The sequence below is a fragment of the Pseudomonas sp. KCJK8993 genome, from assembly GCF_046230915.1.
GTDB classification, from domain to species: Bacteria; Pseudomonadota; Gammaproteobacteria; order Pseudomonadales; family Pseudomonadaceae; genus Aquipseudomonas; species Aquipseudomonas piscis.
In genome coordinates this window covers 15,133-37,508 of record NZ_JBJJLO010000061.1, presented here as the reverse complement: position 1 = coordinate 37,508, position 22,376 = coordinate 15,133, and the positions used below count along the sequence as shown (strand labels likewise).

Here is a 22,376-nt window from a genome sequence, read left to right as displayed (position 1 = left end):
CGAAGACTCATTGAAGAAGCCCCCGCTTGCGGGGGCTTTTTTATTGGGTTGACACTCTGTGGGGCCGTCTATAGAATTGCGCCTCCTTTTAACGGGCGTATTGCGCCCGGTGGGAATAGCAGCCTGGAGTCTGAAATCCAATGCAAAATCAGCAAATCCGTATCAGGTTGAAGGCTTTCGACCATCGCCTGATCGACCAATCCACCCAGGAAATCGTGGAAACCGCGAAACGTACTGGTGCTCAAGTGCGTGGTCCAATTCCACTGCCTACTCGTAAAGAGCGGTTCACCGTTCTGGTCTCCCCGCACGTCAACAAAGACGCGCGTGACCAGTACGAGATCCGTACTCATAAGCGCGTGCTGGATATCGTTCAGCCAACGGATAAAACCGTTGATGCACTTATGAAGCTTGATCTTGCGGCAGGCGTGGAAGTGCAGATCAGCCTCGGCTAAGACTCAGTCTTGGTCGTGTAACGCTCTGAAATGGGCGGCCATAGCGGGTGAAAGCCCCGTACACTCATGAGGTTTACAACATGACTATTGGTGTAGTCGGTCGTAAGTGCGGTATGACCCGCATTTTCACCGAAGAAGGTGTCTCCATTCCGGTCACGGTCATCGAGATCGAGCCGAATCGTGTCACCCAGTTCAAAACTGAAGAAACCGATGGCTATCGTGCAGTGCAAGTCACTGTAGGTGAGCGTCGTGCTTCGCGCGTGACTGCTGCTCAGGCAGGTCACTTCGCTAAAGCAAATGTTGCTGCTGGTCGTGGCGTTTGGGAATTCCGCCTTGAAGAAGGCGAGTACCAAGCTGGCGATCTGATCAGCGCAGAAATCTTCGCAGCTGGCCAGTTGGTAGATGTTACCGGTCAGTCGAAAGGTAAAGGCTTCGCCGGTACCATCAAGCGTTGGAATTTCCGCGGTCAAGATAACACCCACGGTAACTCCGTTTCCCACCGCGTCCCGGGCTCTATTGGCCAGTGCCAGACTCCTGGTCGTGTATTCAAGGGCAAAAAAATGTCCGGTCATATGGGCGCTGAGCGCGTGACCGTGCAGTCCCTCGAAGTAGTGCGCGTCGACGCTGAACGCAATCTGTTGTTGGTCAAGGGCGCTGTTCCTGGCGCTACTGGCGGCAACCTGGTTGTGCGTCCGGCGGCCAAGGCTCGCGGTTAAGGGGAAGCTGACATGCAATTAAATGTAAATGGCGCTCAAGCGATCGAAGTTTCCGAACTGACATTTGGCGGCGAATTCAACGAGACGCTGGTTCACCAAGCAGTCGTGGCCTACATGGCTGGCGGCCGTCAGGGTAGCAAGCAGCAAAAGACCCGTTCCGACGTTTCTGGTGGCGGCAAGCGCCCATGGCGTCAGAAAGGTACTGGCCGTGCTCGTGCTGGTACTCTCCGTAGCCCAATCTGGCGCGGCGGCGGCACCACTTTCGCAGCTCGTCCTCAAGATCACTCCCAGAAGCTGAACAAGAAGATGTATCGCGCAGCAATGCGTTCCATCCTTGCTGAGCTGGTGCGTACTGATCGTCTGGTCGTGGTTCAGGATTTTGCTGTTGAAACTCCGAAAACCAAAGATCTGCTGGGTAAGCTGAATGGCATGAGTCTGACCGATGTTCTGATCGTGTCTGACGCTGTTGATCAGAACCTGTACCTGGCTGCTCGCAACCTGCCTCACGTTGATGTTCGTGATGTGCAAGGTTCCGATCCAGTTAGTCTGATCGCATACGACAAAGTGTTGATCACTGTGTCGGCCGTGAAGAAATTCGAGGAGCTGCTGGGATGAACCAGGAACGCGTATTTAAAGTTCTGCTTGGCCCGCATGTTTCCGAGAAGGCTACGGTTCTGGCGGACAAGAAAGGCCAGTTCGTTTTCAAGGTTGCTACCGATGCAACCAAGCTGGAAATCAAGAAGGCCGTCGAAAGCCTGTTCAGCGTGAAAGTGGAGCGCGTTACTACCCTGAACGTTCTGGGTAAGAGCAAGCGCACCGCGCGTGGTCTGGGCAAGCGTAATGACTGGAAGAAGGCAGTTATCTCCCTTCAGCCAGGCCAAGATCTCGATTTCAGCAGCAGTGCTGAGTAAGGAAGGGGCGCATCATGGCAATCGTTAAATGCAAACCGACTTCCCCTGGCCGCCGTTTTGTGGTCAAGGTGGTCAACCAGGAGCTGCATAAAGGCGCTCCTCACGCACCGCTGATCGAGAAGAAATCGAAGTCTGGTGGTCGTAACAACAATGGCCGTATCACTACTCGTCACGTTGGTGGCGGTCATAAGCAGCATTATCGTCTGGTCGACTTCCGTCGCAACGACAAGGATGGCATCGCTGCCACCGTCGAGCGTATCGAATACGATCCAAACCGTACTGCTCACATTGCTCTGCTGTGCTATGCCGACGGCGAGCGTCGCTACATCATTGCCCCTAAAGGCGTGAGCGCTGGCGACCAGTTGATCGCGGGTGCCCTGGCACCGATCAAGCCGGGCAACACTCTGCAGCTGCGCAACATTCCAGTTGGTAGCACCGTACACGGCATCGAACTGAAGCCAGGTAAAGGCGCGCAAATCGCTCGTTCGGCTGGTGCTTCGGCTCAGCTGGTCGCTCGTGAAGGTGTCTACGTGACCCTGCGTCTGCGTTCTGGTGAGATGCGTAAAGTGCTGGCTGAATGCCGTGCGACCCTGGGCGAAGTCTCGAACTCCGAGCATAGCCTGCGTTCGCTGGGTAAAGCCGGTGCCAAACGCTGGCGTGGCGTTCGCCCAACCGTTCGTGGCGTTGCCATGAACCCGGTTGACCACCCGCATGGTGGTGGTGAAGGTCGTACCTCCGGTGGTCGTCATCCGGTATCGCCATGGGGCTTCCCGACTAAGGGCGCGAAGACTCGTGGTAATAAGCGTACCGACAAAATGATCGTCCGTCGTCGCAAGTAAATAGAGGGATACGACAGTGCCACGTTCTCTGAAAAAAGGTCCTTTTATTGATCTTCACCTACTGAAGAAGATCGAAGTGGCGGCGGAAAAGAACGATCGCAAACCAGTTAAGACCTGGTCGCGTCGTTCCATGATCCTGCCACAAATGGTCGGTCTGACCATTGCTGTGCATAACGGTCGTCAGCATGTTCCAGTTCTCGTGAACGAAGACATGGTCGGCCACAAACTGGGCGAGTTCGCCGGTACCCGTACATATCGCGGGCACGTGGCTGACAAGAAAGCCAAGCGTTAAGGGGTAAGGAACGATGGAAGTAGCCGCTAAGCTGTCGGGCGCTCGAATCTCCGCCCAGAAAGCCCGCTTGGTCGCCGACCAGATCCGCGGGAAGAAGGTGGGCGACGCGCTCAACCTGTTGGCTTTCAGCAGTAAGAAAGCCGCCGAGATCATGAAGAAAGTGCTGGAGTCGGCCGTAGCCAACGCCGAGCATAACGAAGGCGCAGACGTTGATGACCTGAAGGTCTCCACCGTTTTCGTCAACGAAGGGCGTTCGCTGAAGCGCATCATGCCACGTGCCAAAGGCCGTGCTGATCGCATCGTCAAGCGGTCTTGCCATATCACTGTCAAGGTTGCTGACAAGTAACGGAGTCGAAGAGATGGGTCAGAAAGTACATCCCATTGGCATTCGCCTGGGAATCGTCAAGGAGCACACCTCCGTCTGGTACGCAGACGGTCGGACTTATGCGGACTATTTGCTCGCAGATCTGAATGTGCGTGAGTATCTCCAAGACAAACTAAAAAGCGCGTCCGTAAGCCGTATCGATATTCATCGTCCGGCTCAAACTGCACGCATCACCATCCACACCGCTCGTCCCGGCATCGTGATCGGCAAGAAAGGTGAAGATGTTGAAAAACTGCGTCAGGACCTGACCAAGCAAATGGGTGTGCCTGTGCACATCAATATCGAAGAGATCCGCAAGCCGGAGCTCGACGGTATGCTGGTTGCGCAGAGCGTAGCTCAGCAGCTGGAGCGTCGCGTAATGTTCCGTCGTGCCATGAAGCGCGCCGTACAGAACGCCATGCGCATTGGTGCCAAAGGCATCAAAATCCAAGTGAGCGGTCGTCTCGGCGGTGCTGAAATCGCACGTACTGAATGGTATCGCGAAGGTCGTGTGCCACTGCACACCCTGCGTGCCGATATCGACTATGCCACCTACGAAGCTCACACCACCTACGGTGTGATCGGTGTGAAGGTTTGGATCTTCAAAGGCGAAGTAATTGGTGGTCGCCAAGAAGAGCTGAAGCCGCAAGCGCCAGCGCCTCGTAAAAAAGCTGCTAAGTAAGGGGTACGCCAAATGTTGCAACCAAAGCGTACGAAGTTCCGCAAGCAAATGACCGGCCACAACCGTGGTCTGGCTCTGCGCGGTAGCAAGGTCAGCTTCGGCGAGTTCGCGCTGAAGTCTGTTGCTCGTGGTCGTCTCACCGCTCGTCAGATCGAGTCGGCACGTCGTGCCTTGACCCGTCACGTAAAACGTGGCGGCAAGATCTGGATCCGTGTATTCCCGGACAAGCCTATTTCCAAGAAGCCACTCGAAGTTCGGATGGGTAAAGGTAAGGGTAACGTCGAATACTGGGTTGCCCAGATTCAGCCAGGCAAAGTCCTGTATGAAATCGAGGGTGTTTCTGAAGAGCTGGCGCGTGAGGCTTTCGCCCTGGCTGCTGCAAAGCTGCCGCTCGCCACCTCCTTTGTTAAGCGGACGGTGATGTGATGAAAGCGAATGAACTTCGTGAAAAATCCGCACAGCAGCTGAACGAGCAACTGCTCGGCCTGCTGCGCGACCAGTTCAATCTGCGTATGCAGAAAGCAACTGGCCAGTTGGGGCAGTCTCATCTGCTCTCGCAAGTTAAGCGTGACATCGCTCGCGTGAAGACTGTGCTCAACCAGCAGGCAGGTAAGTAATCATGGCTGAAGCCGAAAAAACTGTCCGTACGCTGACTGGCCGTGTTGTCAGCGACAAGATGGACAAGACCATCACCGTTCTGATCGAGCGTCGCGTTAAGCACCCTATCTACGGTAAATACGTTAAGCGTTCGACTAAGCTGCACGCGCACGACGAAACCAATCAGTGCCACATCGGCGACAAGGTCACTATCCGTGAGACCCGTCCGATGGCCAAGACCAAGTCCTGGGCCCTGGTTGATGTTCTCGAACGCGCTGTGGAAGTCTAAGGGCTAGGGGTCGGAGAAATTATATGATTCAGACTCAATCCATGCTCGATGTGGCCGATAACAGCGGCGCTCGCCGCGTTATGTGCATCAAGGTGCTGGGTGGCTCCCATCGTCGTTACGCTGGTATCGGTGACATCATCAAGGTTACCGTCAAGGAAGCAATTCCTCGCGGTAAGGTGAAAAAAGGCCAAGTGATGACTGCTGTCGTAGTCCGCACTCGCCACGGCGTTCGCCGTGCAGATGGCTCCATCATCCGCTTTGATGGCAACGCTGCTGTTCTGCTGAACAACAAGCAAGAGCCGATCGGTACCCGTATCTTTGGGCCAGTGACCCGTGAGCTTCGTACTGAGAAGTTCATGAAGATCGTCTCGCTCGCCCCAGAAGTGCTGTAAGGAGATCCGACATGCAAAAGATTCGTCGTGACGACGAGATCATCGTGATCGCCGGCAAAGACAAAGGTAAGCGCGGTAAGGTGCTTAAGGTTCTGGCTGACGACCGTCTGGTCGTAGGTGGTCTGAACCTGGTCAAGCGTCATACCAAGCCTAACCCGATGTCGGGCGTACAAGGCGGTATCGTCGAGAAAGAAGCGCCACTGCACGCTTCCAACGTTGCTATTTTCAACAGCGAAACCAACAAGGCTGACCGCGTTGGCTTCAAAGTAGAAGACGGCAAGAAAATTCGTGTCTTCAAGTCGACCCAAAAAGCGGTTGATGCTTGAACACTGCTAGGTAGAAGACCATGGCACGACTCCAAGAGATTTACCGGAAGGAAATCGCCCCGAAGCTTAAGGAAGAACTTAAGCTTTCGAACGTGATGGAAGTTCCGCGCGTTACCAAGATCACCCTGAACATGGGTCTGGGCGAGGCGATCGGTGACAAGAAAGTCATCGAGCACGCTGTTGCTGACCTGGAAAAGATCACCGGCCAGAAAGTCGTTGTGACTCACGCTCGTAAATCCATCGCTGGCTTCAAAGTCCGCGAAGGATGGCCGATCGGCGTCAAAGTGACCCTGCGCCGTGAGCGTATGTATGAGTTCCTGGATCGTCTGCTGTCGATCTCCCTGCCTCGGGTTCGCGACTTCCGCGGCCTGAATGCCAAGTCCTTCGATGGTCGTGGTAACTACAGCATGGGCGTGAAAGAGCAGATCATTTTCCCGGAAATCGATTACGACAAGATCGATGCTCTCCGCGGTCTGGACATTACCCTGACCACCACTGCCAAGAACGATGACGAAGGCCGCGCTCTGCTGCGTGCTTTCAAATTCCCGTTCCGCAACTGATTGGAGTAGGAAAATGGCCAAGAAGAGCATGAAGAACCGTGAGCTGAAGCGTCAGCTCACCGTTGCCAAGTACGCCGCCAAGCGTGCAGCGCTGAAAGCGATCATCGTGGATCTGAACGCAACTCCAGAAGCCCGTTGGGAAGCGACCGTAGCTCTGCAAAAGCAACCACGTGACGCAAGTGCTTCGCGCATGCGTAACCGTTGCCGCCTGACCGGTCGTCCGCATGGCGTTTACCGCAAGTTCGGCCTGGGCCGTAACAAACTGCGTGAAGCCGCAATGCGTGGTGACGTTCCAGGTCTGGTAAAAGCCAGCTGGTAATGGCTATAAGCCTATGGTGGTTGGGGTTGCAAGATCCCGATCATCGGTGAGCTCAAGCATGAATCAAGCCCCTTCTGGGGCTTGATTCATTTCTAGGGTGTGTCTAGAATGACCGGCTCGCCTGAGCCCGTGTTTTTTGCCCGGGTATCTTTGGTGAAAGCTGTAGCCGCAAGGCTAATTCTTTTTGTATCAGGAGCATCTAGCCCATGAGTATGCAGGACCCGTTAGCGGACATGCTAACTCGAATCCGTAATGCCCAGATGGCTGAAAAGTCCGTCGTGAGCATGCCGTCTTCCACTTTGAAGGTGGCTGTAGCAAAAGTCCTGAAGGACGAAGGTTACATTGCGGGTTATCAGATCAGCAGCGAAATCAAGCCTCTGCTGTCCATCGAGCTGAAGTACTTCGAAGGCCGTCCGGTCATCGAGGAAGTGAAGCGCGTTAGCCGTCCAGGCCTGCGTCAGTACAAGTCCGTTGAAGAGCTGCCGAAAGTACGTGGCGGCCTCGGCGTATCTATCGTCTCCACCAACAAAGGTGTGATGACTGATCGTGCTGCGCGCGCTGCCGGTGTCGGCGGCGAAGTTCTTTGCACTGTGTTCTAAGGGGGGATAAGCATGTCTCGCGTCGCTAAGAACCCCGTTAAGCTGCCAGCTGGCGTCGAAGTGAAATTCGCCGGTCAACAGCTTTCGGTGAAGGGTGCCAAGGGTACTCTCGAACTGAACGTACACGCCTCCGTTGAAATTGTTCAGGAAGCCGGTGAGCTGCGTTTTGCTGCTCGCAATGGCGACCAGCAAACTCGCGCAATGGCCGGTACCACTCGTGCGCTGGTTAACAACATGGTCCAGGGCGTAAGCCAAGGCTTCGAGCGTAAGCTCCAGCTGGTCGGTGTTGGTTACAAGGCACAGGCAAAAGGCACAGTGCTGAACCTGGCCCTCGGCTTCTCGCATCCAGTGGATTACGAACTGCCGGCAGGCATCACCGCTGAGACTCCTAGCCAGACCGATATCCTGATCAAGGGCATCGACAAACAGCTGGTAGGTCAAGTGGCCGCTGAGATCCGCGACTTCCGTCCACCAGAACCTTACAAAGGTAAAGGTGTGCGCTACGCGGACGAAGTCGTCCGTCGTAAAGAAGCCAAGAAGAAGTAGGGCATAGCAAATGACCGACAAAAAAGTTACTCGACTGCGTCGCGCTCGCAAAGCACGCCTGAAAATGCACGAACTCGAAGTCGTGCGTCTCTGCGTGTTCCGCTCTTCGCAACACATCTACGCCCAGGTCATTTCGGCCGACGGCAACAAGGTCCTGGCAAGCGCCTCGACTTTGGATAAAGAACTGCGTGATGGCGCCACTGGCAACATCGACGCGGCTACTAAGGTTGGCCAGCTGGTCGCTACGCGTGCAAAAGCCGCTGGTGTCTCGCAAGTGGCTTTCGACCGTTCCGGCTTCAAGTACCACGGCCGCGTCAAGGCGCTGGCTGAGGCTGCTCGTGAAGCTGGGCTGGAGTTCTAAGTTATGTCCAATAACGACCAAAAGCGCGACGAAGGCTACATCGAGAAGCTGGTTCAAGTTAACCGCGTAGCCAAAACCGTAAAAGGTGGCCGTATCTTCACTTTCACCGCGTTGACCGTGGTTGGTGATGGTAAGGGCCGTGTTGGCTTCGGCCGTGGCAAGTCGCGTGAAGTGCCTGCTGCGATCCAGAAGGCAATGGAAGCTGCTCGCCGCAACATGATCCAGGTTGATCTGGACGGCACTACTCTGCAATACGCAATGAAGTCTGCCCATGGCGCTTCCAAGGTGTACATGCAGCCTGCTTCTGAAGGTACCGGTATCATCGCTGGCGGCGCCATGCGTGCTGTCCTTGAGGTTGCTGGTGTTCAGAACGTTCTGGCCAAGTGCTACGGCTCGACTAACCCGGTAAATGTGGTTCACGCCACTTTCAAGGGTTTGAAAGCAATGCAGTCCCCTGAATCCATTGCCGCCAAGCGTGGCAAAAGCGTCCAGGAGATCATCTGATCATGGCTACCGTTAAAGTAACGCTGATCAAAAGCATGACCGGCCGTATCCCTAACCACAAGTTGTGCGTTAAGGGTCTGGGCCTGCGTCGCATCGGTCACACTGTAGAAGTCCAGGATACTCCCGAGAACCGCGGGATGATCAACAAGGCTTACTACATGCTGCGTGTCGAGGGTTAATCGATGAAACTCAATGATCTGAGTCCAGCGCCGGGTTCCCGTCGCGAAAAGCATCGTCCGGGCCGTGGTATCGGTAGTGGTTTGGGTAAGACTGGTGGCCGTGGTCACAAAGGTCAGACTTCCCGCTCCGGTGGCACCATTGCTCCAGGCTTTGAAGGCGGCCAACAGCCGCTGCATCGTCGCCTGCCGAAGTTCGGTTTCGTTTCCCTGAAGGCCATGGATCGCGCAGAAGTGCGTCTGTCCGAGCTGGCTAAAGTCGAAGGCGACATCGTCACCGTGCAGTCCCTGAAAGATGCCAACGTGATTAACCAGAGCGTTCAGCGTGTGAAAATCATGCTGTCCGGTGAAGTTACTCGCGCTGTGACTATCAAGGGCATCGCAGCCACCAAAGGTGCGCGTGCGGCTATCGAAGCAGCTGGCGGCAAGTTCGAGGAATAAATGGCTAAGCAAGGTGCTCTCTCTGCGCTCGGCAAAGGCGGTATGTCTGAACTCTGGGCTCGTCTGCGTTTTCTGTTCATGGCGATTATCGTCTATCGGATAGGTGCGCACATCCCGGTTCCAGGTATCAACCCTGATCGACTCGCAGACCTGTTTCGACAGAATGAGGGGACCATTCTTAGCTTGTTCAACATGTTTTCCGGTGGTGCGCTGGAGCGTATGAGCATCTTTGCACTGGGGATCATGCCGTACATCTCGGCATCGATCATCATGCAGCTCATGACCGCTGTCAGCCCACAGCTGGAGCAGTTGAAGAAGGAAGGTGAAGCTGGCCGTCGCAAGATCAGCCAGTACACCCGCTACGGCACTGTCGTCCTCGCTCTAGTTCAGGCCATCGGCATGTCCGTTGGCCTGGCTGGGCAGGGCGTTGCGTTCACTGGTGACTTCGGCTTCCATTTCGTTGCGGTATCCACTTTCGTGGCTGGCGCGATGTTCATGATGTGGCTGGGTGAGCAGATTACTGAGCGTGGTGTTGGCAACGGTATCTCGATGTTGATCTTCGCGGGTATCGTCGCCGGTCTTCCGAGAGCGATCGGGCAGTCTTTCGAGTCTGCGCGTCAGGGCGATATCAACATTTTCGCCTTGGTTGCGATCGGTTTGCTGGCAGTAGCGATTATCGGTTTTGTGGTGTTCATTGAGCGTGGCCAGCGTCGTATTGCTGTTCACTACGCCAAGCGTCAGCAGGGCCGTAAGGTGTTTGCTGCGCAGACCAGCCACTTGCCGCTGAAAGTGAATATGGCCGGTGTTATTCCTGCTATTTTCGCGAGCAGCATTTTGCTGTTTCCGGCTTCGTTGGGTGCCTGGTTCGGTCAGTCTGAAGGTATGGGCTGGTTGCAGGACATCTCGCAGTCGATCGCTCCTGGTCAGCCGTTGAATATTCTGCTGTTTAGTGCAGGGATTATTTTCTTCTGCTTCTTCTATACGGCGTTGATGTTCAATCCGAAAGACGTAGCGGAAAACCTGAAGAAGTCCGGTGCCTTTATTCCGGGCATCCGTCCAGGTGAGCAATCGGCACGCTACATTGATGGCGTTCTGACCCGCTTGACTATGTTCGGTGCTCTATATATGACGGCCGTCTGCCTGTTGCCACAGTTCCTGGTGGTTGCTGCAAACGTTCCGTTCTACCTTGGCGGGACCTCGTTGCTGATCGTGGTCGTGGTTGTTATGGACTTCATGTCGCAAGTACAATCGCACCTCGTTTCCCACCAGTACGAATCCCTGATGAAGAAAGCCAACCTGAAGGGTTACGGCAGCGGCATGCTGCGCTAATCCATAAGGTTCGAGGAGTTGGTGATGAAAGTTCGTGCATCGGTGAAAAAGCTGTGCCGCAACTGCAAGATTATTCGCCGCGAAGGTGTTGTTCGAGTAATTTGCAGCGCGGAACCACGTCACAAGCAGCGCCAAGGCTGAGTGTGATTGTGCTTCAAGCCCGGCAGCTAGTGCGCTGCCGGGTTGATTATTTGTTATTACAGCGATATTATCTCGCGCCCTATTTCTTGGCTTCCGGGGCGTAGGTAGCTGTCAATTGGAGTCCCACTGAATGGCCCGTATTGCAGGCGTTAACATTCCAGATAACAAACATACTGTTATCTCGCTGACCTACATCTATGGTGTTGGTCGCACTACTGCACACAAAATCTGTGCAGTGACTGGGGTCAACCCAGCTGCGAAGATCAAGGATCTGAGCGACGAGCAAATTGAACAGCTGCGTGGCGAAGTGGCGAAGTTCACCACTGAAGGTGACCTGCGTCGCGAAAACAACATGAAAATCAAACGCTTGATGGACCTGGGCTGCTATCGCGGTCTGCGCCATCGTCGTGGTCTGCCAGTACGCGGTCAGCGTACCAAGACCAACGCGCGTACTCGCAAAGGTCCGCGTAAGCCGATCCGCAAGTAATCGCACCAGCGAATCGACAGGAATTTAGTCATGGCAAAACCTGCTGCTCGTCCTCGTAAGAAAATCAAAAAGACAGTGGTTGATGGCATCGCCCATATCCACGCGTCTTTCAACAACACCATCGTGACCATCACCGACCGTCAGGGTAACGCTCTTTCCTGGGCAACCTCCGGTGGTTCGGGTTTCCGCGGTTCTCGTAAGTCCACTCCGTTCGCTGCTCAAGTAGCTGCTGAGCGTGCTGGCCAAGCTGCGCTGGAATATGGCCTGAAGAACCTCGACGTTAACGTCAAGGGCCCGGGTCCAGGTCGTGAATCCGCAGTTCGTGCTCTGAACGGCTGTGGCTACAAGATCGCCAGCATCACCGACGTGACGCCAATCCCGCACAACGGGTGCCGTCCGCCGAAGAAGCGCCGCGTGTAATCCAGGAGATTGTAAAGAATGGCTCGTTACATTGGTCCAAAATGCAAACTGGCTCGTCGCGAAGGCACCGATCTCTTCCTGAAGAGCGGTGTGCGCGCTATCGAATCCAAGTGCAACATCGAAGCAGCTCCTGGCATCCACGGCCAGCGTCGTGGTCGTCAATCCGACTACGGTACCCAGCTGCGTGAAAAGCAAAAGGTTCGTCGTATCTACGGCGTTCTGGAGCGTCAATTCAGCGGTTACTACAAACAAGCCGCCGGCAAGAAGGGCGCAACTGGTGAGAACCTGTTGCAACTGCTGGAATGCCGTCTGGACAACGTTGTATACCGCATGGGCTTCGGTTCCACTCGTGCCGAATCCCGTCAGCTGGTATCGCACAAGTCGATCAGCGTAAACGGTCAGACCGTTAACGTTCCGTCCTACCAGGTTCGTGCTGGTGACGTGGTTGCTGTTCGCGAGAAAGCAAAAAACCAACTTCGCATTGTCCAAGCTCTCGATCTGTGTGCTCAACGTGGCCGCGTAGAATGGGTAGAAGTAGACACTGAGAAGAAGTCGGGCGTTTTCAAGAACGTTCCAGCTCGCAGTGATCTGTCCGCCGACATCAACGAAAGCCTGATTGTCGAGCTCTACTCCAAGTAAGGGCTAGAAAATAGGTGCATCCATGCAGATTTCGGTAAATGAGTTCCTGACACCCCGCCATATTGATGTGCAGGTTGTCAGTCCAACCCGCGCCAAGATCACTCTCGAGCCTCTCGAGCGTGGTTTCGGCCACACCCTGGGCAACGCGCTGCGCCGCATCCTGTTGTCCTCAATGCCCGGCTGTGCAGTAGTCGAGGCCGAGATTGACGGTGTGCTCCACGAGTACAGCGCCATCGAAGGTGTACAGGAAGACGTAATTGAAATCCTGTTGAACCTTAAAGGTCTGGCTATCAAGCTGCACGGCCGTGACGAAGTTACGCTGACCTTGTCGAAGAAGGGTTCGGGGGTGGTTACCGCTGCCGATATTCAGCTGGATCATGATGTCGAGATCGTTAATCCCGATCACGTAATCGCTAACCTGGCGTCTAACGGCGCTCTGAACATGAAGCTCGTAGTAGCTCGTGGTCGTGGTTATGAGCCGGCCGACTCGCGTCAAAGCGATGAAGACGAAAGCCGCAGCATTGGTCGCTTGCAGCTCGACTCTTCGTTCAGCCCGGTTCGCCGTATCGCCTACGTGGTGGAAAACGCCCGTGTCGAGCAGCGTACCAACCTGGACAAGCTGGTTATTGATCTGGAAACCAACGGTACTCTGGATCCTGAAGAGGCTATCCGCCGTGCTGCAACCATCCTGCAACAGCAGTTGGCTGCGTTCGTCGACCTCAAAGGTGACAGTGAGCCAGTGGTAGTCGAGCAGGAAGACGAGATCGATCCGATCCTGCTTCGCCCGGTTGACGATCTGGAACTGACTGTACGTTCGGCTAACTGCCTTAAGGCGGAAAACATTTACTACATCGGCGACCTGATTCAGCGTACCGAAGTAGAACTGTTGAAGACTCCGAACCTGGGCAAGAAGTCCTTGACCGAAATCAAGGATGTTCTGGCCTCCCGCGGTCTGTCCCTCGGCATGCGCCTCGATAACTGGCCGCCTGCAAGTCTTAAGAAGGACGACAAGGCGACTGCCTGATCGTCGTAATCACCGAACGTTGTGTTTGGTAAGGAATGAACCATGCGTCATCGTAAAAGTGGGCGTCACCTGAGCCGCACCAGCTCGCACCGCAAGGCCATGTTCCAGAACATGGCGGTGTCGCTGTTCGAGCACGAGCTGATCAAAACTACCCTGCCGAAAGCCAAGGAACTGCGCCGCGTTGCCGAGCCGCTGATCACTCTGGCTAAGACAGACAGCGTTGCTAACCGTCGCCTGGCTTTCGACCGTACTCGTTCGAAAGCTATCGTTGGTAAGCTCTTCAACGACCTGGGCAAGCGTTACGCTACCCGTGAGGGTGGCTACCTGCGCATCCTCAAGTGCGGTTTCCGCGCTGGCGACAACGCTCCTATGGCGTACGTTGAACTGGTTGATCGTGCTGTTGGCGGCGAAGCTGTATCCGCTGAATAAGACGTCAGTCTGAAACAAGGAACCGGGCCTAGTGCCCGGTTTTTTGTATGTCTATCCATTGTTGATTTCTATCGATTTGCGAAATCTAATGCATTGGATGTTGTGGTAATCATGATCAATACTCTTTTTCAGCCGATTAGCCGGCAGTTCCCAGACAGATAGAGGAATATTGAGCATGAGCCAGACCAAAGTTCTTACGACCGCAAGTGGTGCTCCGGTCGCTGACAATCAGAATTCCCGCTCTGCTGGCCCTCGTGGCCCGCTGCTTCTCGATGATTTCCACCTGATCGAAAAGCTTGCCCATTTCAACCGCGAAAATATTCCTGAGCGCCGTGTACATGCCAAGGGCTCGGGTGCCTATGGCACCTTCACGGTTTCCCGCGACATCACGCAGTACACCAGTGCCAAGCTGTTCGAGTCGGTGGGCAAGAAGACTCCGACCTTCCTGCGCTTTTCCACCGTAGGTGGTGAGCGTGGTTCGGCCGATACCGAGCGTGACCCGCGCGGTTTTGCTCTGAAGTTCTATACCGAGGAAGGTAACTGGGACATCGTTGGGAACAATACCCCGGTGTTCTTCATTCGAGATCCGCTGAAGTTTCCGGACTTCATCCACACCCAGAAGCGTCTTCCCCAGAGCAACCTGAAGAGCGCCCAGGCAATGTGGGACTTCTGGTCGCATTCGCCAGAGGCTCTGCACCAGGTCACCATCCTGTTCTCCGACCGGGGTATTCCGGATGGCTACCGTCATATGCATGGTTTTGGCAGCCACACCTATAGCCTGATCAACGCCAAGGGTGAACGGCACTGGGTGAAGTGGCACTACAAGACCAAGCAAGGAATCAAGAACCTGGCTCCGGCAGAGGCTGCTCGCTTGGCTGGCACCGATCCGGATTACGCCCAGCGCGACCTGTTCAATGCCATCGAGCGTGGCGACTTCCCGAAATGGAGCGTTTGCATCCAGATCATGACCGAGGCCCAGGCGGCAGCGCACTACGAGAATCCCTTCGATGTGACCAAGACCTGGTCGCAAAAAGAGTTCCCGCTGATCGAGGTTGGTGAACTGGAGTTGAACCGCAACCCGTTGAACTACTTCGCCGAGGTCGAGCAGGCGGCATTTGGTCCAAGCAACATGGTCCCCGGTGTCGGCCTGTCGCCAGATCGCATGCTGCAGGGCCGGGTGTTTGCCTACGCGGATGCACATCGCTACCGCGTTGGTACCAATCACCAGCAACTGCCGGTGAATGCGCCGCTGAGCCCGGTCAATAGCTACCAGCGCGATGGAGCGATGGCGTTTGGCACTAATGGTGGTGCAGCGCCGAACTATGAGCCGAACAGCTATAGCGACGCGCCGAAACAAGCGCCACGTTATGCAGAGCCAGCCCTGGCTTTGAGTGGCGCAGCCGATCGCTACGATCATCGCGAGGACACGGACTACTACAGCCACGCAGGTGCCCTGTTCCGCCTGATGGATGATGGGCAGAAGTCTCTGTTGATCAACAACATCGCTGGTGCCATGGCTGGGGTGACAGCCGATGTAGTACAGCGTCAGTTGCAACACTTCTTCAAGGCTGATCCAGCCTATGGAGAAGGTATCGCCAAAGTGTTGGGCGTATCGCTCAAGTAAGTCTAAATAAGAAGCAGAACCGCCCTCATTTGGGCGGTTTTTGCGTTATTTGTACTGCTTTTCTCAGATAATCTTCACTTTTCCTGCTGTTCTTGAGTGACCTACGAGTCAGCTTGGTTCAAACTATCCACTTTCAAGCAGGGAGATGTAGGGCGATGCAGGGTCATCCCGACGTAATCGATTACCTCAACACGTTGCTGACGGGAGAACTGGCAGCACGCGACCAATATTTCATTCATTCGCGGATGTACGAAGACTGGGGCTTCACCAAGCTCTATGAGCGCATCAACCATGAGATGGAGGAAGAGGCACAACACGCCGACGCCTTGATCCGACGGATCCTGATGCTCGAAGGCACGCCGCGCATGCGCCCCGATGATCTCGACACCGGCACCACCGTGCCGGATATGCTGGCCAGTGACCTGCGCCTGGAATACAAGGTGCGCGCGGCACTGTGCAAAGGCATCGAGTTGTGCGAGTTGCACAAGGACTACATCAGCCGCGACATCCTTCGGATCCAGCTGGCGGACACCGAGGAAGACCATACCTACTGGCTGGAGAAGCAACTGGGCCTGATCAAGTCCATCGGCCTGGAGAACTACCTGCAATCGCAGTTCTGATCGCAGGTGGCGTTGGCCTTCGGCCAATGCAAGAAATAAAGAAGCCCCTGGCGCCCTAAGGTGCCAGGGGCTTTTTCATGGGCCTCAAGCCCGGTCGCGGATCAGCAACGGCTTGAGATAGTGCCCGGTGTGGGATTGAGGCATCTCAGCCACCTGTTCCGGTGTACCCACCGCGATGATCTGGCCGCCTTTGGAGCCGCCTTCCGGACCCAGGTCCACCAGCCAGTCAGCGGTCTTGATCACATCCAGGTTGTGCTCGATCACCACTACGGTGTTGCCGTGGTCGCGCAGGCGGTGCAGGACATCCAGCAACTGCTGGATATCGGCGAAATGCAGGCCGGTGGTCGGTTCGTCGAGGATGTACAGGGTCTTGCCGGTATCGCGCTTGGACAGCTCGCGGGATAGCTTGACCCGCTGCGCCTCGCCTCCGGACAAGGTCGTCGCCGACTGCCCCAGCTTGATATAGGACAGCCCCACGTCCATCAGCGTCTGCAGCTTGCGCGCCAAGGCCGGTACCGGATCGAAGAACTCCCGGGCTTCCTCGATGGTCATTTCCAGGACCTCGTGGATGCTCTTGCCCTTGTACTTGATCTCCAGGGTCTCGCGGTTGTAGCGCTTGCTCTTGCACACATCGCAAGGCACGTAGATGTCCGGCAGGAAGTGCATTTCCACCTTGATCAGACCATCGCCCTGGCACGCCTCGCAGCGACCGCCCTTGACGTTGAAGGAGAAGCGTCCAGGGCCATAGCCGCGGGAGCGAGACTCCGGCACGCCAGCGAACAGCTCGCGGATCGGGGTGAACAACCCGGTGTAGGTGGCCGGGTTGGAACGGGGCGTGCGACCGATCGGGCTTTGGTCGATATCCACCACCTTGTCCAGATGCTGCAGTCCATTGATGCTGTCGTGCGGTGCGGCTTCCAGGGTGGTGGCGCCGTTCAGCGCGGTGGCGCTCAGCGGGAACAGGGTGTTGTTGATCAGCGTCGACTTGCCCGAGCCGGATACCCCGGTGACGCAGGTCAGCAGGCCGATTGGAATCTCCAGGTCGACATTGCGCAGATTGTTGCCACGGGCGCCCTTGAGGGTCAGGGACAGCTTCTTGTTGCGCGGCGTGCGCTTGGCCGGGACCACGATCTTCACCCGTCCCGACAGGTACTTGCCGGTCAGCGAGTCCGGGTGCTCCATGACCTGGGCGGCGGTGCCTTCGGCGACGATCTGGCCACCATGCACTCCGGCTCCCGGGCCGATGTCCACTACATAGTCGGCCAGACGGATGGCGTCTTCGTCGTGTTCGACCACGATCACCGTGTTGCCGATGTCCCGCAAGTGCTTGAGGGTGCCCAGCAGGCGATCGTTGTCCCGCTGGTGCAGGCCGATGGATGGCTCGTCGAGGATGTACATCACCCCCACCAGGCCCGCGCCGATCTGGCTGGCCAGGCGGATACGCTGGGCCTCGCCGCCGGACAGGGTGTCGGCACTGCGATCCAGGGTCAGGTAGTCGAGCCCGACATTGACTAGAAACTGCAGGCGTTCGCGGATTTCCTTGAGGATCTTGTCGGCGATCTCGCCACGGCGCCCGGTGAGCTTGATGGTGCCGAAATAATTGGTGGCATCGCCGATGGGCAGGCTGGTGACCGCCGGCAGGGTCTTCTCTCCGACCCAGACATGCCGCGCCTCGCGCCGCAGCCGCGTGCCCCGGCAGTCCGGGCAGGGCTGGGTGCTGAGGAACTTGGCCAGCTCCTCGCGCACGGTGGCCGATTCGGTTTCGCGGTAGCGGCGCTCCAGGTTCGGCACGATGCCTTCGAACGGGTGGGAGCGCTTGACGATGTCGCCGCGATCGTTCAGGTACTTGAAGTCGACGTTCTGCGTACCGCTGCCATTGAGGATGACCTTCTGCTGGTCGGCCGGCAGCTGGTTGAACGGCACCTCCAGGCTGAAACCATAGTGCGCGGCCAATGAGCCGAGCATCTGGAAGTAATAGACGTTGCGCCGGTCCCAGCCGCGGATCGCGCCTTCGGCCAGGGTCAGTTCGCCATTGACCAGGCGCTTGATGTCGAAGAACTGCTTGACCCCCAGGCCATCGCAGGTCGGGCAGGCGCCGGCCGGATTGTTGAAGGAGAACAGCTTGGGTTCCAGTTCGCTGATGGCATGGCCGCAGATCGGGCAGGCGAAGCGGGCGGAGAAGATCATTTCTTCCCCGGGCTCGTCGTCCATCGGCGCTACCAGCGCGATGCCGTCCGCCAGCTTCAACGCCGTCTCGAAGGACTCGGCCAGGCGCTGCTGCAGGTCGGCCCGCACCTTGAAGCGGTCGACCACGACATCGATCGAATGCTTCTTCTGTTTATCCAGCTTCGGCAACTCGTCCAGTTCGAACAGCTTGCCGTTGACCCGGGCACGGACGAAGCCCTGGGCCCGCAGTTCCTCGAATACCGACAGGTGTTCACCCTTGCGCTCGCGGATCACCGGCGCCAGCAACATCAGCTTGCTGCCCTCGGGCTGGGCCAGCACCAGATCGACCATCTGGCTGACGGTCTGGGCTTCCAGCGGGATATCGTGGTCCGGGCAGCGCGGAGTACCGACGCGGGCATAGAGCAGGCGCAGGTAGTCGTAGATCTCGGTGATGGTGCCGACCGTCGAGCGCGGGTTGTGGGAAGTGGATTTCTGTTCGATGGAAATCGCCGGGGACAGCCCTTCGATGGTGTCCACATCGGGCTTTTCCATCATCGACAGGAACTGCCGGGCGTAGGCCGACAGCGACTCGACATAGCGGCGCTGGCCCTCGGCGTACAAGGTGTCGAAAGCCAGGGATGACTTGCCGGACCCAGACAGACCGGTGATGACGATCAACTTGTCCCGGGGCAGGGTCAGGTCGATGTTCTTCAGGTTGTGGGTGCGGGCCCCACGAATCAGAATCTTGTCCAAAAGAGGCCTCGATCGGCGGGCGTAAAGGCAGGAGTATAAAACTAAATACTGGATGGATGCACACTATCGGCGGCGGTTTTTCCATCGTCGGGAAGGGCTGCGCGGCAAAGCGTCGCCATATATCCCCTCAATCGATCGGACTGGTAGAATCGCCGCCGGTTCATACGAGGTTATTCCATGCACGATCCCCACAGCGAACGCATGAGTGGTGGCGAGACCCGCGCGGCAAGCGGCCTGGCCCTGGTGTTCGCCTTCCGTATGCTTGGCATGTTCATGGTGCTGCCGGTCCTGGCGACCTATGGAATGGATCTGGCGGGTGCCACCCCGGCCCTGATCGGCCTGGCGATCGGCGCGTACGGCCTGACCCAGGCGTTGTTCCAGATTCCCTTCGGCATCATTTCCGACCGCATCGGGCGGCGCCCGGTGATCTACCTCGGACTGATCGTGTTCGCCCTGGGTAGCCTGCTGGCAGCCAACGCGGATTCGATCTGGGGCGTGATCGCCGGACGTATCCTGCAAGGCGCGGGAGCGATTTCCGCGGCGGTGATGGCGCTGTTGTCGGACCTGACCCGCGAGCAACACCGGACCAAGGCCATGGCCATGATCGGCATGACCATCGGCCTGTCCTTCGCCGTGGCGATGGTAGTCGGCCCGCTGCTGACCCGTAGCTTCGGTCTTTCGGGACTGTTCCTGGCCACCGGGGCCATGGCCCTGGTTGGCATTTTCATCATCGCCTTCATCGTGCCGCGTTCTACCGGGCCGCTGCAGCACCGCGAGTCCGGTGTGGCGCGCCAGGCCCTGGTGCCCACGCTCAAGCACCCCGACCTGCTGCGCCTGGACCTGGGTATCTTCGTGCTCCACGCGATGCTGATGTCGAGCTTCGTCGCCTTGCCCCTGGCTCTGGTGGAAAAAGCCGGTCTGCCCAAGGAGCAGCATTGGTGGGTGTACCTGACCGCGCTGCTGATTTCGTTCTTCGCCATGATCCCGTTCATCATCTATGGCGAGAAGAAACGCAAAATGAAACGAGTTCTGCTGGGCGCGGTCAGTACGCTGCTGCTCACCGAGCTATTCTTCTGGGCGTTCGGCAGCGGCTTGCAAGCGCTGGTGATCGGCACCGTGGTGTTCTTCACCGCTTTCAACCTGCTGGAGGCTTCCCTGCCATCGCTGATCAGCAAGGTCTCGCCGGCGGGCGGCAAGGGGACGGCGATGGGGGTGTACTCCACCAGCCAGTTCCTCGGTTCGGCATTGGGCGGCATCCTCGGCGGCTGGTTGTTCCAGCATGGCGGTTTGTCGGTTGTGTTCCTCGGATGCGCAGGTCTGGCTGCACTCTGGCTGGCCTTTGCTGTTACCATGCGCGAGCCCCCGTATGTGACGAGCCTGCGCTTGCCGTTATCGCCCGAAGCGATCCGCGAAGCCGGCCTGGTCGAGCGCCTGAAGGCTGTCGTAGGGGTAACAGATGCCGTGGTGGTGGCCGAGGAGGCTGCCATTTACATCAAATTGGATACCGAATTATTGGATCGCGCGACCCTCGAGCAGCTGGTCAATCCAGCGCCGTCGTCGCGCGAAGCCTAGGAGAACGTTATGGCCCGTGGGGTTAACAAAGTCATATTGGTCGGCACTTGCGGCCAGGATCCCGAAGTTCGCTACCTGCCTAACGGTAACGCCGTGACCAACCTGAGCCTGGCCACCAGCGAACAGTGGACCGACAAGCAGACCGGCCAGAAGGTCGAGCGTACCGAGTGGCACCGCGTATCGATGTTCGGCAAGGTCGCGGAGATCGCCGGCGAATACCTGCGCAAGGGTTCGCAGGTGTACATCGAAGGCAAGCTGCAGACCCGCGAGTGGGAAAAAGACGGCATCAAGCGCTACACCACCGAGATCATCGTCGACATGCAGGGCACCATGCAGTTGCTGGGCGGCCGTCCTCAACAGGGCGACCAACAGGGCGGCGGCAACAACTACCAGCAGTCCGCACCTCGCCAGCAGGCGCCACGTCCGCAACAGGCTCCGCAGCGCCCAGCGCCACAACAGCCTGCCCCTCAGCCGGCACCGGATTTCGACAGCTTCGATGACGATATTCCGTTCTAAGCTGCTCCCCGGAACTTCTCCCTGAAGTCTCCTGCGAAACCCCCGCCTAGCGGGGGTTTTGATTTCTGGCCTCTACCCCGAGGCTTTCGCGGATTGATGCTGGCGCACCGCTCGAGTATCGCTGCTACGCCGTGAGCCACAGCTCCTGAAAGCCGCCGCTGCGCACAGCCAGTTCACCCATGTTGGCCGACTGGTATTGCCCCGACCGACCGGGCTCCTACAGCTCCACCCGCCGCAGCCACCCATCCAGTGCCACTACCTGCTGGTCCGGCGCGGGAATCGCCCGGCCACTCAGGCCCATGCCTTCGCTGACCAGCACCGCGCCCTCGACACAACACAGGTTGGAGGGCGTATCCAGGCCGCTGGCCAGCACCTGTACGCTGCGCTGTTGCAGGTCGCAGCGCAGCAGGCGCCCGCTGAAACGGGCGAAGCCGCCGTGCAGCACTTCGCCGGACCAGTCGGGCGGCAGGGGCTGCAACAGCCGGTCGCACAGTTCCAGCACCAGGATCCGTCCCTGCGGATCCAGCGCCAGCCCGGTGGGCAGTTGCAGTCCACGAATCAGCACTTCGATCCTGCCGCTGGCAGGCCAGACCCGAATCACCTGGCCGGCCTTGTTGGCGAAGTCGATGCCTTTGCGCGCCGGATCGCTATGCAATTCTCCGGAGAACAGGCTGACCAGCACGGCATCGGTCTGGGGTTCGTGGACCAGGGTGACCGGCACGGCTTCCTGGCCCTGGTCCAGGTCGGGCAATTGCGCCAGGACCTGTTCGCCGTCACCGACGAACTCCACCAGCTGGTTGGTATCGGGCTTGACCGCCAGCCAGCTTTGGCGCGAGGGGTGATAGCACAGTGAGTTGAGGTTACCGCGGCTGTGAAACAGCGGCTCGGGCGGGCTGTATTGCAGGTCCAGCAGCTTGGATCCGGCCACGTAGTCGGTCTGGCTGGCCAGGCAACGCCCGGCTCCCAGGGCGATGTCCGACAGGCCCATGATTTCATCGCGCAACATGCGCGACTGCATGTTCATCGAGCGAAAACCCTGGGCCAGGACCTCGGGTGGCAAGTATTCACCGGGAGCTTGCGGGTCCGGACGCAGGCGGCTGATGCGCCCACTGAAGGGCTGGTCCGCCAGCCCGGAGCCGGCTTCGGCCAGCAGTAGGCTGCCGTCGGCTTGCAGGCAGAGGCCGCGGGGGTTCACCAACCCTTCGACGACCACCTTGCTGGGGCGCAGGTTTTCCTGGGCTTGGCCGGGGATGAGCAATGCAATTGGCATACGGGTTCTCCCTCACAATT

At 57.5% G+C, this 22,376-nt stretch carries 34 protein-coding genes; 32 read left to right on the top strand and 2 right to left on the bottom strand.

Translation table 11 applies throughout. The features are described 5' to 3' along the window. Positions 1 to 140: 140 nt before the first annotated feature. The 30 genes from rpsJ to bfr all read left to right on the top strand — a co-directional run bounded on the left by rpsJ (position 141) and on the right by bfr (position 16,079). Entirely contained in the window at positions 141 to 452 is a 312-nt protein-coding gene (rpsJ, locus tag ACK6AU_RS19075) for a 30S ribosomal protein S10 (RefSeq protein WP_003186070.1), read from the top strand. A gap of 80 nt (positions 453 to 532) precedes the next feature. Next, entirely contained in the window at positions 533 to 1,168 is a 636-nt protein-coding gene (rplC, locus tag ACK6AU_RS19070; protein ID WP_022641381.1) for a 50S ribosomal protein L3, read from the top strand. 12 nt (positions 1,169 to 1,180) lie between these two features. After that, entirely contained in the window at positions 1,181 to 1,783 is a 603-nt protein-coding gene (gene rplD / locus ACK6AU_RS19065; protein WP_409300680.1) for a 50S ribosomal protein L4, read from the top strand. Next, the gene (gene rplW / locus ACK6AU_RS19060) at positions 1,780 to 2,079 is read left to right on the top strand and encodes a 50S ribosomal protein L23 (protein ID WP_002555488.1); all 300 of its coding nucleotides are present in this window, start codon (positions 1,780 to 1,782) and stop codon (positions 2,077 to 2,079) included. Before rplD ends, rplW begins: the two co-directional genes overlap by 4 nt. A 14-nt stretch (positions 2,080 to 2,093) precedes the next feature. Beyond that, positions 2,094 to 2,918 (top strand): 50S ribosomal protein L2, encoded by an 825-nt coding sequence (rplB, locus tag ACK6AU_RS19055; RefSeq protein WP_185698164.1) that lies wholly within the window; start codon positions 2,094 to 2,096, stop codon positions 2,916 to 2,918. A 16-nt stretch (positions 2,919 to 2,934) separates the two neighbouring features. Beyond that, positions 2,935 to 3,210, top strand: coding sequence for a 30S ribosomal protein S19 (gene rpsS / locus ACK6AU_RS19050; RefSeq protein WP_002555486.1), 276 nt, complete (start codon positions 2,935 to 2,937; stop codon positions 3,208 to 3,210). Between the two features lie 13 nt (positions 3,211 to 3,223). After that, entirely contained in the window at positions 3,224 to 3,556 is a 333-nt protein-coding gene (rplV, locus tag ACK6AU_RS19045; protein ID WP_003304070.1) for a 50S ribosomal protein L22, read from the top strand. Positions 3,557 to 3,569: 13 nt separating this feature from the next. Further along, entirely contained in the window at positions 3,570 to 4,256 is a 687-nt protein-coding gene (gene rpsC / locus ACK6AU_RS19040; RefSeq protein ID WP_007924192.1) for a 30S ribosomal protein S3, read from the top strand. A gap of 12 nt (positions 4,257 to 4,268) precedes the next feature. Next, on the top strand, positions 4,269 to 4,682 hold the full coding sequence (gene rplP / locus ACK6AU_RS19035) for a 50S ribosomal protein L16 (RefSeq protein WP_003228729.1): 414 nt from the start codon (positions 4,269 to 4,271) through the stop codon (positions 4,680 to 4,682). Further along, the gene (gene rpmC / locus ACK6AU_RS19030; protein ID WP_002555481.1) at positions 4,682 to 4,873 is read left to right on the top strand and encodes a 50S ribosomal protein L29; all 192 of its coding nucleotides are present in this window, start codon (positions 4,682 to 4,684) and stop codon (positions 4,871 to 4,873) included. The genes rplP and rpmC overlap by 1 nt, the downstream gene beginning before the upstream one ends. 2 nt (positions 4,874 to 4,875) lie before the next feature. Beyond that, entirely contained in the window at positions 4,876 to 5,142 is a 267-nt protein-coding gene (gene rpsQ / locus ACK6AU_RS19025; protein ID WP_003194644.1) for a 30S ribosomal protein S17, read from the top strand. A gap of 23 nt (positions 5,143 to 5,165) precedes the next feature. Further along, complete coding sequence (gene rplN, locus ACK6AU_RS19020) at positions 5,166 to 5,534, top strand: 50S ribosomal protein L14 (RefSeq protein ID WP_002555479.1); 369 nt, start codon at positions 5,166 to 5,168, stop codon at positions 5,532 to 5,534. Positions 5,535 to 5,545: 11 nt separating this feature from the next. Then, positions 5,546 to 5,860: a 50S ribosomal protein L24 gene (gene rplX, locus ACK6AU_RS19015; protein ID WP_010443924.1), complete on the top strand. Its 315-nt coding sequence runs from the start codon at positions 5,546 to 5,548 to the stop codon at positions 5,858 to 5,860. A 20-nt stretch (positions 5,861 to 5,880) separates the two neighbouring features. Beyond that, positions 5,881 to 6,420, top strand: a complete 540-nt coding sequence (rplE, locus tag ACK6AU_RS19010; protein ID WP_022641376.1) for a 50S ribosomal protein L5 — start codon at positions 5,881 to 5,883, stop codon at positions 6,418 to 6,420. Between the two features lie 13 nt (positions 6,421 to 6,433). After that, the gene (rpsN, locus tag ACK6AU_RS19005; RefSeq protein WP_409300675.1) at positions 6,434 to 6,739 is read left to right on the top strand and encodes a 30S ribosomal protein S14; all 306 of its coding nucleotides are present in this window, start codon (positions 6,434 to 6,436) and stop codon (positions 6,737 to 6,739) included. A 206-nt stretch (positions 6,740 to 6,945) separates the two neighbouring features. Then, complete coding sequence (rpsH, locus tag ACK6AU_RS19000) at positions 6,946 to 7,338, top strand: 30S ribosomal protein S8 (RefSeq protein WP_011063773.1); 393 nt, start codon at positions 6,946 to 6,948, stop codon at positions 7,336 to 7,338. Positions 7,339 to 7,350: 12 nt separating this feature from the next. After that, the gene (rplF, locus tag ACK6AU_RS18995; protein WP_068577548.1) at positions 7,351 to 7,884 is read left to right on the top strand and encodes a 50S ribosomal protein L6; all 534 of its coding nucleotides are present in this window, start codon (positions 7,351 to 7,353) and stop codon (positions 7,882 to 7,884) included. A gap of 10 nt (positions 7,885 to 7,894) precedes the next feature. After that, entirely contained in the window at positions 7,895 to 8,245 is a 351-nt protein-coding gene (gene rplR / locus ACK6AU_RS18990; protein ID WP_022641372.1) for a 50S ribosomal protein L18, read from the top strand. A 3-nt stretch (positions 8,246 to 8,248) separates the two neighbouring features. After that, complete coding sequence (rpsE, locus tag ACK6AU_RS18985; RefSeq protein ID WP_022641371.1) at positions 8,249 to 8,749, top strand: 30S ribosomal protein S5; 501 nt, start codon at positions 8,249 to 8,251, stop codon at positions 8,747 to 8,749. A 2-nt stretch (positions 8,750 to 8,751) separates the two neighbouring features. Then, complete coding sequence (gene rpmD, locus ACK6AU_RS18980; RefSeq protein ID WP_003176408.1) at positions 8,752 to 8,928, top strand: 50S ribosomal protein L30; 177 nt, start codon at positions 8,752 to 8,754, stop codon at positions 8,926 to 8,928. A 3-nt stretch (positions 8,929 to 8,931) separates the two neighbouring features. Further along, positions 8,932 to 9,366, top strand: a complete 435-nt coding sequence (gene rplO / locus ACK6AU_RS18975; protein WP_409300672.1) for a 50S ribosomal protein L15 — start codon at positions 8,932 to 8,934, stop codon at positions 9,364 to 9,366. After that, positions 9,367 to 10,695, top strand: a complete 1,329-nt coding sequence (gene secY, locus ACK6AU_RS18970) for a preprotein translocase subunit SecY (protein WP_022641370.1) — start codon at positions 9,367 to 9,369, stop codon at positions 10,693 to 10,695. It begins immediately after the preceding gene. A gap of 24 nt (positions 10,696 to 10,719) precedes the next feature. Next, positions 10,720 to 10,836 (top strand): 50S ribosomal protein L36, encoded by a 117-nt coding sequence (gene rpmJ, locus ACK6AU_RS18965; protein WP_002555468.1) that lies wholly within the window; start codon positions 10,720 to 10,722, stop codon positions 10,834 to 10,836. Between the two features lie 130 nt (positions 10,837 to 10,966). Beyond that, positions 10,967 to 11,323: a 30S ribosomal protein S13 gene (rpsM, locus tag ACK6AU_RS18960; protein WP_022641369.1), complete on the top strand. Its 357-nt coding sequence runs from the start codon at positions 10,967 to 10,969 to the stop codon at positions 11,321 to 11,323. Between the two features lie 30 nt (positions 11,324 to 11,353). Beyond that, a complete protein-coding gene (gene rpsK / locus ACK6AU_RS18955) occupies positions 11,354 to 11,743 on the top strand; it encodes a 30S ribosomal protein S11 (RefSeq protein WP_007924177.1) in 390 nt (129 codons plus the stop codon). Between the two features lie 18 nt (positions 11,744 to 11,761). Further along, positions 11,762 to 12,382, top strand: coding sequence for a 30S ribosomal protein S4 (gene rpsD, locus ACK6AU_RS18950; RefSeq protein WP_011063772.1), 621 nt, complete (start codon positions 11,762 to 11,764; stop codon positions 12,380 to 12,382). Positions 12,383 to 12,404: 22 nt separating this feature from the next. Then, positions 12,405 to 13,406: a DNA-directed RNA polymerase subunit alpha gene (locus tag ACK6AU_RS18945; protein ID WP_007970428.1), complete on the top strand. Its 1,002-nt coding sequence runs from the start codon at positions 12,405 to 12,407 to the stop codon at positions 13,404 to 13,406. Between the two features lie 42 nt (positions 13,407 to 13,448). Next, a complete protein-coding gene (gene rplQ, locus ACK6AU_RS18940; protein WP_007955635.1) occupies positions 13,449 to 13,835 on the top strand; it encodes a 50S ribosomal protein L17 in 387 nt (128 codons plus the stop codon). A gap of 175 nt (positions 13,836 to 14,010) precedes the next feature. Next, a complete protein-coding gene (locus tag ACK6AU_RS18935) occupies positions 14,011 to 15,459 on the top strand; it encodes a catalase (protein WP_409300669.1) in 1,449 nt (482 codons plus the stop codon). A gap of 155 nt (positions 15,460 to 15,614) precedes the next feature. Then, positions 15,615 to 16,079, top strand: coding sequence for a bacterioferritin (gene bfr, locus ACK6AU_RS18930; RefSeq protein WP_185698167.1), 465 nt, complete (start codon positions 15,615 to 15,617; stop codon positions 16,077 to 16,079). Between the two features lie 84 nt (positions 16,080 to 16,163). Here the strand turns inward: bfr and uvrA are convergent, their stop codons facing one another. Continuing rightward, the gene (gene uvrA, locus ACK6AU_RS18925; RefSeq protein ID WP_409300666.1) at positions 16,164 to 18,998 is read right to left on the bottom strand and encodes an excinuclease ABC subunit UvrA; all 2,835 of its coding nucleotides are present in this window, start codon (positions 18,996 to 18,998) and stop codon (positions 16,164 to 16,166) included. 177 nt (positions 18,999 to 19,175) lie between these two features. Between uvrA and ACK6AU_RS18920 the strand changes: the two genes are divergently transcribed. After that, entirely contained in the window at positions 19,176 to 20,570 is a 1,395-nt protein-coding gene (locus ACK6AU_RS18920) for an MFS transporter (RefSeq protein ID WP_409300664.1), read from the top strand. 9 nt (positions 20,571 to 20,579) lie between these two features. Next, positions 20,580 to 21,086: a single-stranded DNA-binding protein gene (locus ACK6AU_RS18915; protein ID WP_022641321.1), complete on the top strand. Its 507-nt coding sequence runs from the start codon at positions 20,580 to 20,582 to the stop codon at positions 21,084 to 21,086. Positions 21,087 to 21,303: 217 nt separating this feature from the next. Here the strand turns inward: ACK6AU_RS18915 and ACK6AU_RS18910 are convergent, their stop codons facing one another. Beyond that, positions 21,304 to 22,356 (bottom strand): hypothetical protein, encoded by a 1,053-nt coding sequence (locus tag ACK6AU_RS18910; protein WP_409300662.1) that lies wholly within the window; start codon positions 22,354 to 22,356, stop codon positions 21,304 to 21,306. Positions 22,357 to 22,376: the final 20 nt, after the last annotated feature.

What these genes read in the sequence shown, in the direction of transcription:
- ACK6AU_RS18920 (WP_409300664.1), top strand. Translation starts at nt 19,176, where the DNA reads ATGCACGATCCCCACAGCGAACGCATGAGTGGTGGCGAGACCCGCGCG.
- rplV (WP_003304070.1), top strand. Translation starts at nt 3,224, where the DNA reads ATGGAAGTAGCCGCTAAGCTGTCGGGCGCTCGAATCTCCGCCCAGAAA.
- rpsQ (WP_003194644.1), top strand. Translation starts at nt 4,876, where the DNA reads ATGGCTGAAGCCGAAAAAACTGTCCGTACGCTGACTGGCCGTGTTGTC.
- rpmJ (WP_002555468.1), top strand. Translation starts at nt 10,720, where the DNA reads ATGAAAGTTCGTGCATCGGTGAAAAAGCTGTGCCGCAACTGCAAGATT.
- secY (WP_022641370.1), top strand. Translation starts at nt 9,367, where the DNA reads ATGGCTAAGCAAGGTGCTCTCTCTGCGCTCGGCAAAGGCGGTATGTCT.
- rplC (WP_022641381.1), top strand. Translation starts at nt 533, where the DNA reads ATGACTATTGGTGTAGTCGGTCGTAAGTGCGGTATGACCCGCATTTTC.
- rplF (WP_068577548.1), top strand. Translation starts at nt 7,351, where the DNA reads ATGTCTCGCGTCGCTAAGAACCCCGTTAAGCTGCCAGCTGGCGTCGAA.
- rplW (WP_002555488.1), top strand. Translation starts at nt 1,780, where the DNA reads ATGAACCAGGAACGCGTATTTAAAGTTCTGCTTGGCCCGCATGTTTCC.
- rplB (WP_185698164.1), top strand. Translation starts at nt 2,094, where the DNA reads ATGGCAATCGTTAAATGCAAACCGACTTCCCCTGGCCGCCGTTTTGTG.
- rpmD (WP_003176408.1), top strand. Translation starts at nt 8,752, where the DNA reads ATGGCTACCGTTAAAGTAACGCTGATCAAAAGCATGACCGGCCGTATC.
- ACK6AU_RS18915 (WP_022641321.1), top strand. Translation starts at nt 20,580, where the DNA reads ATGGCCCGTGGGGTTAACAAAGTCATATTGGTCGGCACTTGCGGCCAG.
- rpmC (WP_002555481.1), top strand. Translation starts at nt 4,682, where the DNA reads ATGAAAGCGAATGAACTTCGTGAAAAATCCGCACAGCAGCTGAACGAG.
- rpsK (WP_007924177.1), top strand. Translation starts at nt 11,354, where the DNA reads ATGGCAAAACCTGCTGCTCGTCCTCGTAAGAAAATCAAAAAGACAGTG.
- ACK6AU_RS18945 (WP_007970428.1), top strand. Translation starts at nt 12,405, where the DNA reads ATGCAGATTTCGGTAAATGAGTTCCTGACACCCCGCCATATTGATGTG.
- rplD (WP_409300680.1), top strand. Translation starts at nt 1,181, where the DNA reads ATGCAATTAAATGTAAATGGCGCTCAAGCGATCGAAGTTTCCGAACTG.
- rpsE (WP_022641371.1), top strand. Translation starts at nt 8,249, where the DNA reads ATGTCCAATAACGACCAAAAGCGCGACGAAGGCTACATCGAGAAGCTG.
- rpsN (WP_409300675.1), top strand. Translation starts at nt 6,434, where the DNA reads ATGGCCAAGAAGAGCATGAAGAACCGTGAGCTGAAGCGTCAGCTCACC.
- rpsH (WP_011063773.1), top strand. Translation starts at nt 6,946, where the DNA reads ATGAGTATGCAGGACCCGTTAGCGGACATGCTAACTCGAATCCGTAAT.
- rplP (WP_003228729.1), top strand. Translation starts at nt 4,269, where the DNA reads ATGTTGCAACCAAAGCGTACGAAGTTCCGCAAGCAAATGACCGGCCAC.
- rplQ (WP_007955635.1), top strand. Translation starts at nt 13,449, where the DNA reads ATGCGTCATCGTAAAAGTGGGCGTCACCTGAGCCGCACCAGCTCGCAC.
- rplO (WP_409300672.1), top strand. Translation starts at nt 8,932, where the DNA reads ATGAAACTCAATGATCTGAGTCCAGCGCCGGGTTCCCGTCGCGAAAAG.
- rpsC (WP_007924192.1), top strand. Translation starts at nt 3,570, where the DNA reads ATGGGTCAGAAAGTACATCCCATTGGCATTCGCCTGGGAATCGTCAAG.
- ACK6AU_RS18935 (WP_409300669.1), top strand. Translation starts at nt 14,011, where the DNA reads ATGAGCCAGACCAAAGTTCTTACGACCGCAAGTGGTGCTCCGGTCGCT.
- rplX (WP_010443924.1), top strand. Translation starts at nt 5,546, where the DNA reads ATGCAAAAGATTCGTCGTGACGACGAGATCATCGTGATCGCCGGCAAA.
- bfr (WP_185698167.1), top strand. Translation starts at nt 15,615, where the DNA reads ATGCAGGGTCATCCCGACGTAATCGATTACCTCAACACGTTGCTGACG.
- rplN (WP_002555479.1), top strand. Translation starts at nt 5,166, where the DNA reads ATGATTCAGACTCAATCCATGCTCGATGTGGCCGATAACAGCGGCGCT.
- rpsM (WP_022641369.1), top strand. Translation starts at nt 10,967, where the DNA reads ATGGCCCGTATTGCAGGCGTTAACATTCCAGATAACAAACATACTGTT.
- rpsD (WP_011063772.1), top strand. Translation starts at nt 11,762, where the DNA reads ATGGCTCGTTACATTGGTCCAAAATGCAAACTGGCTCGTCGCGAAGGC.
- rpsJ (WP_003186070.1), top strand. Translation starts at nt 141, where the DNA reads ATGCAAAATCAGCAAATCCGTATCAGGTTGAAGGCTTTCGACCATCGC.
- ACK6AU_RS18910 (WP_409300662.1), bottom strand. Translation starts at nt 22,356, where the DNA reads ATGCCAATTGCATTGCTCATCCCCGGCCAAGCCCAGGAAAACCTGCGC.
- rplR (WP_022641372.1), top strand. Translation starts at nt 7,895, where the DNA reads ATGACCGACAAAAAAGTTACTCGACTGCGTCGCGCTCGCAAAGCACGC.
- rplE (WP_022641376.1), top strand. Translation starts at nt 5,881, where the DNA reads ATGGCACGACTCCAAGAGATTTACCGGAAGGAAATCGCCCCGAAGCTT.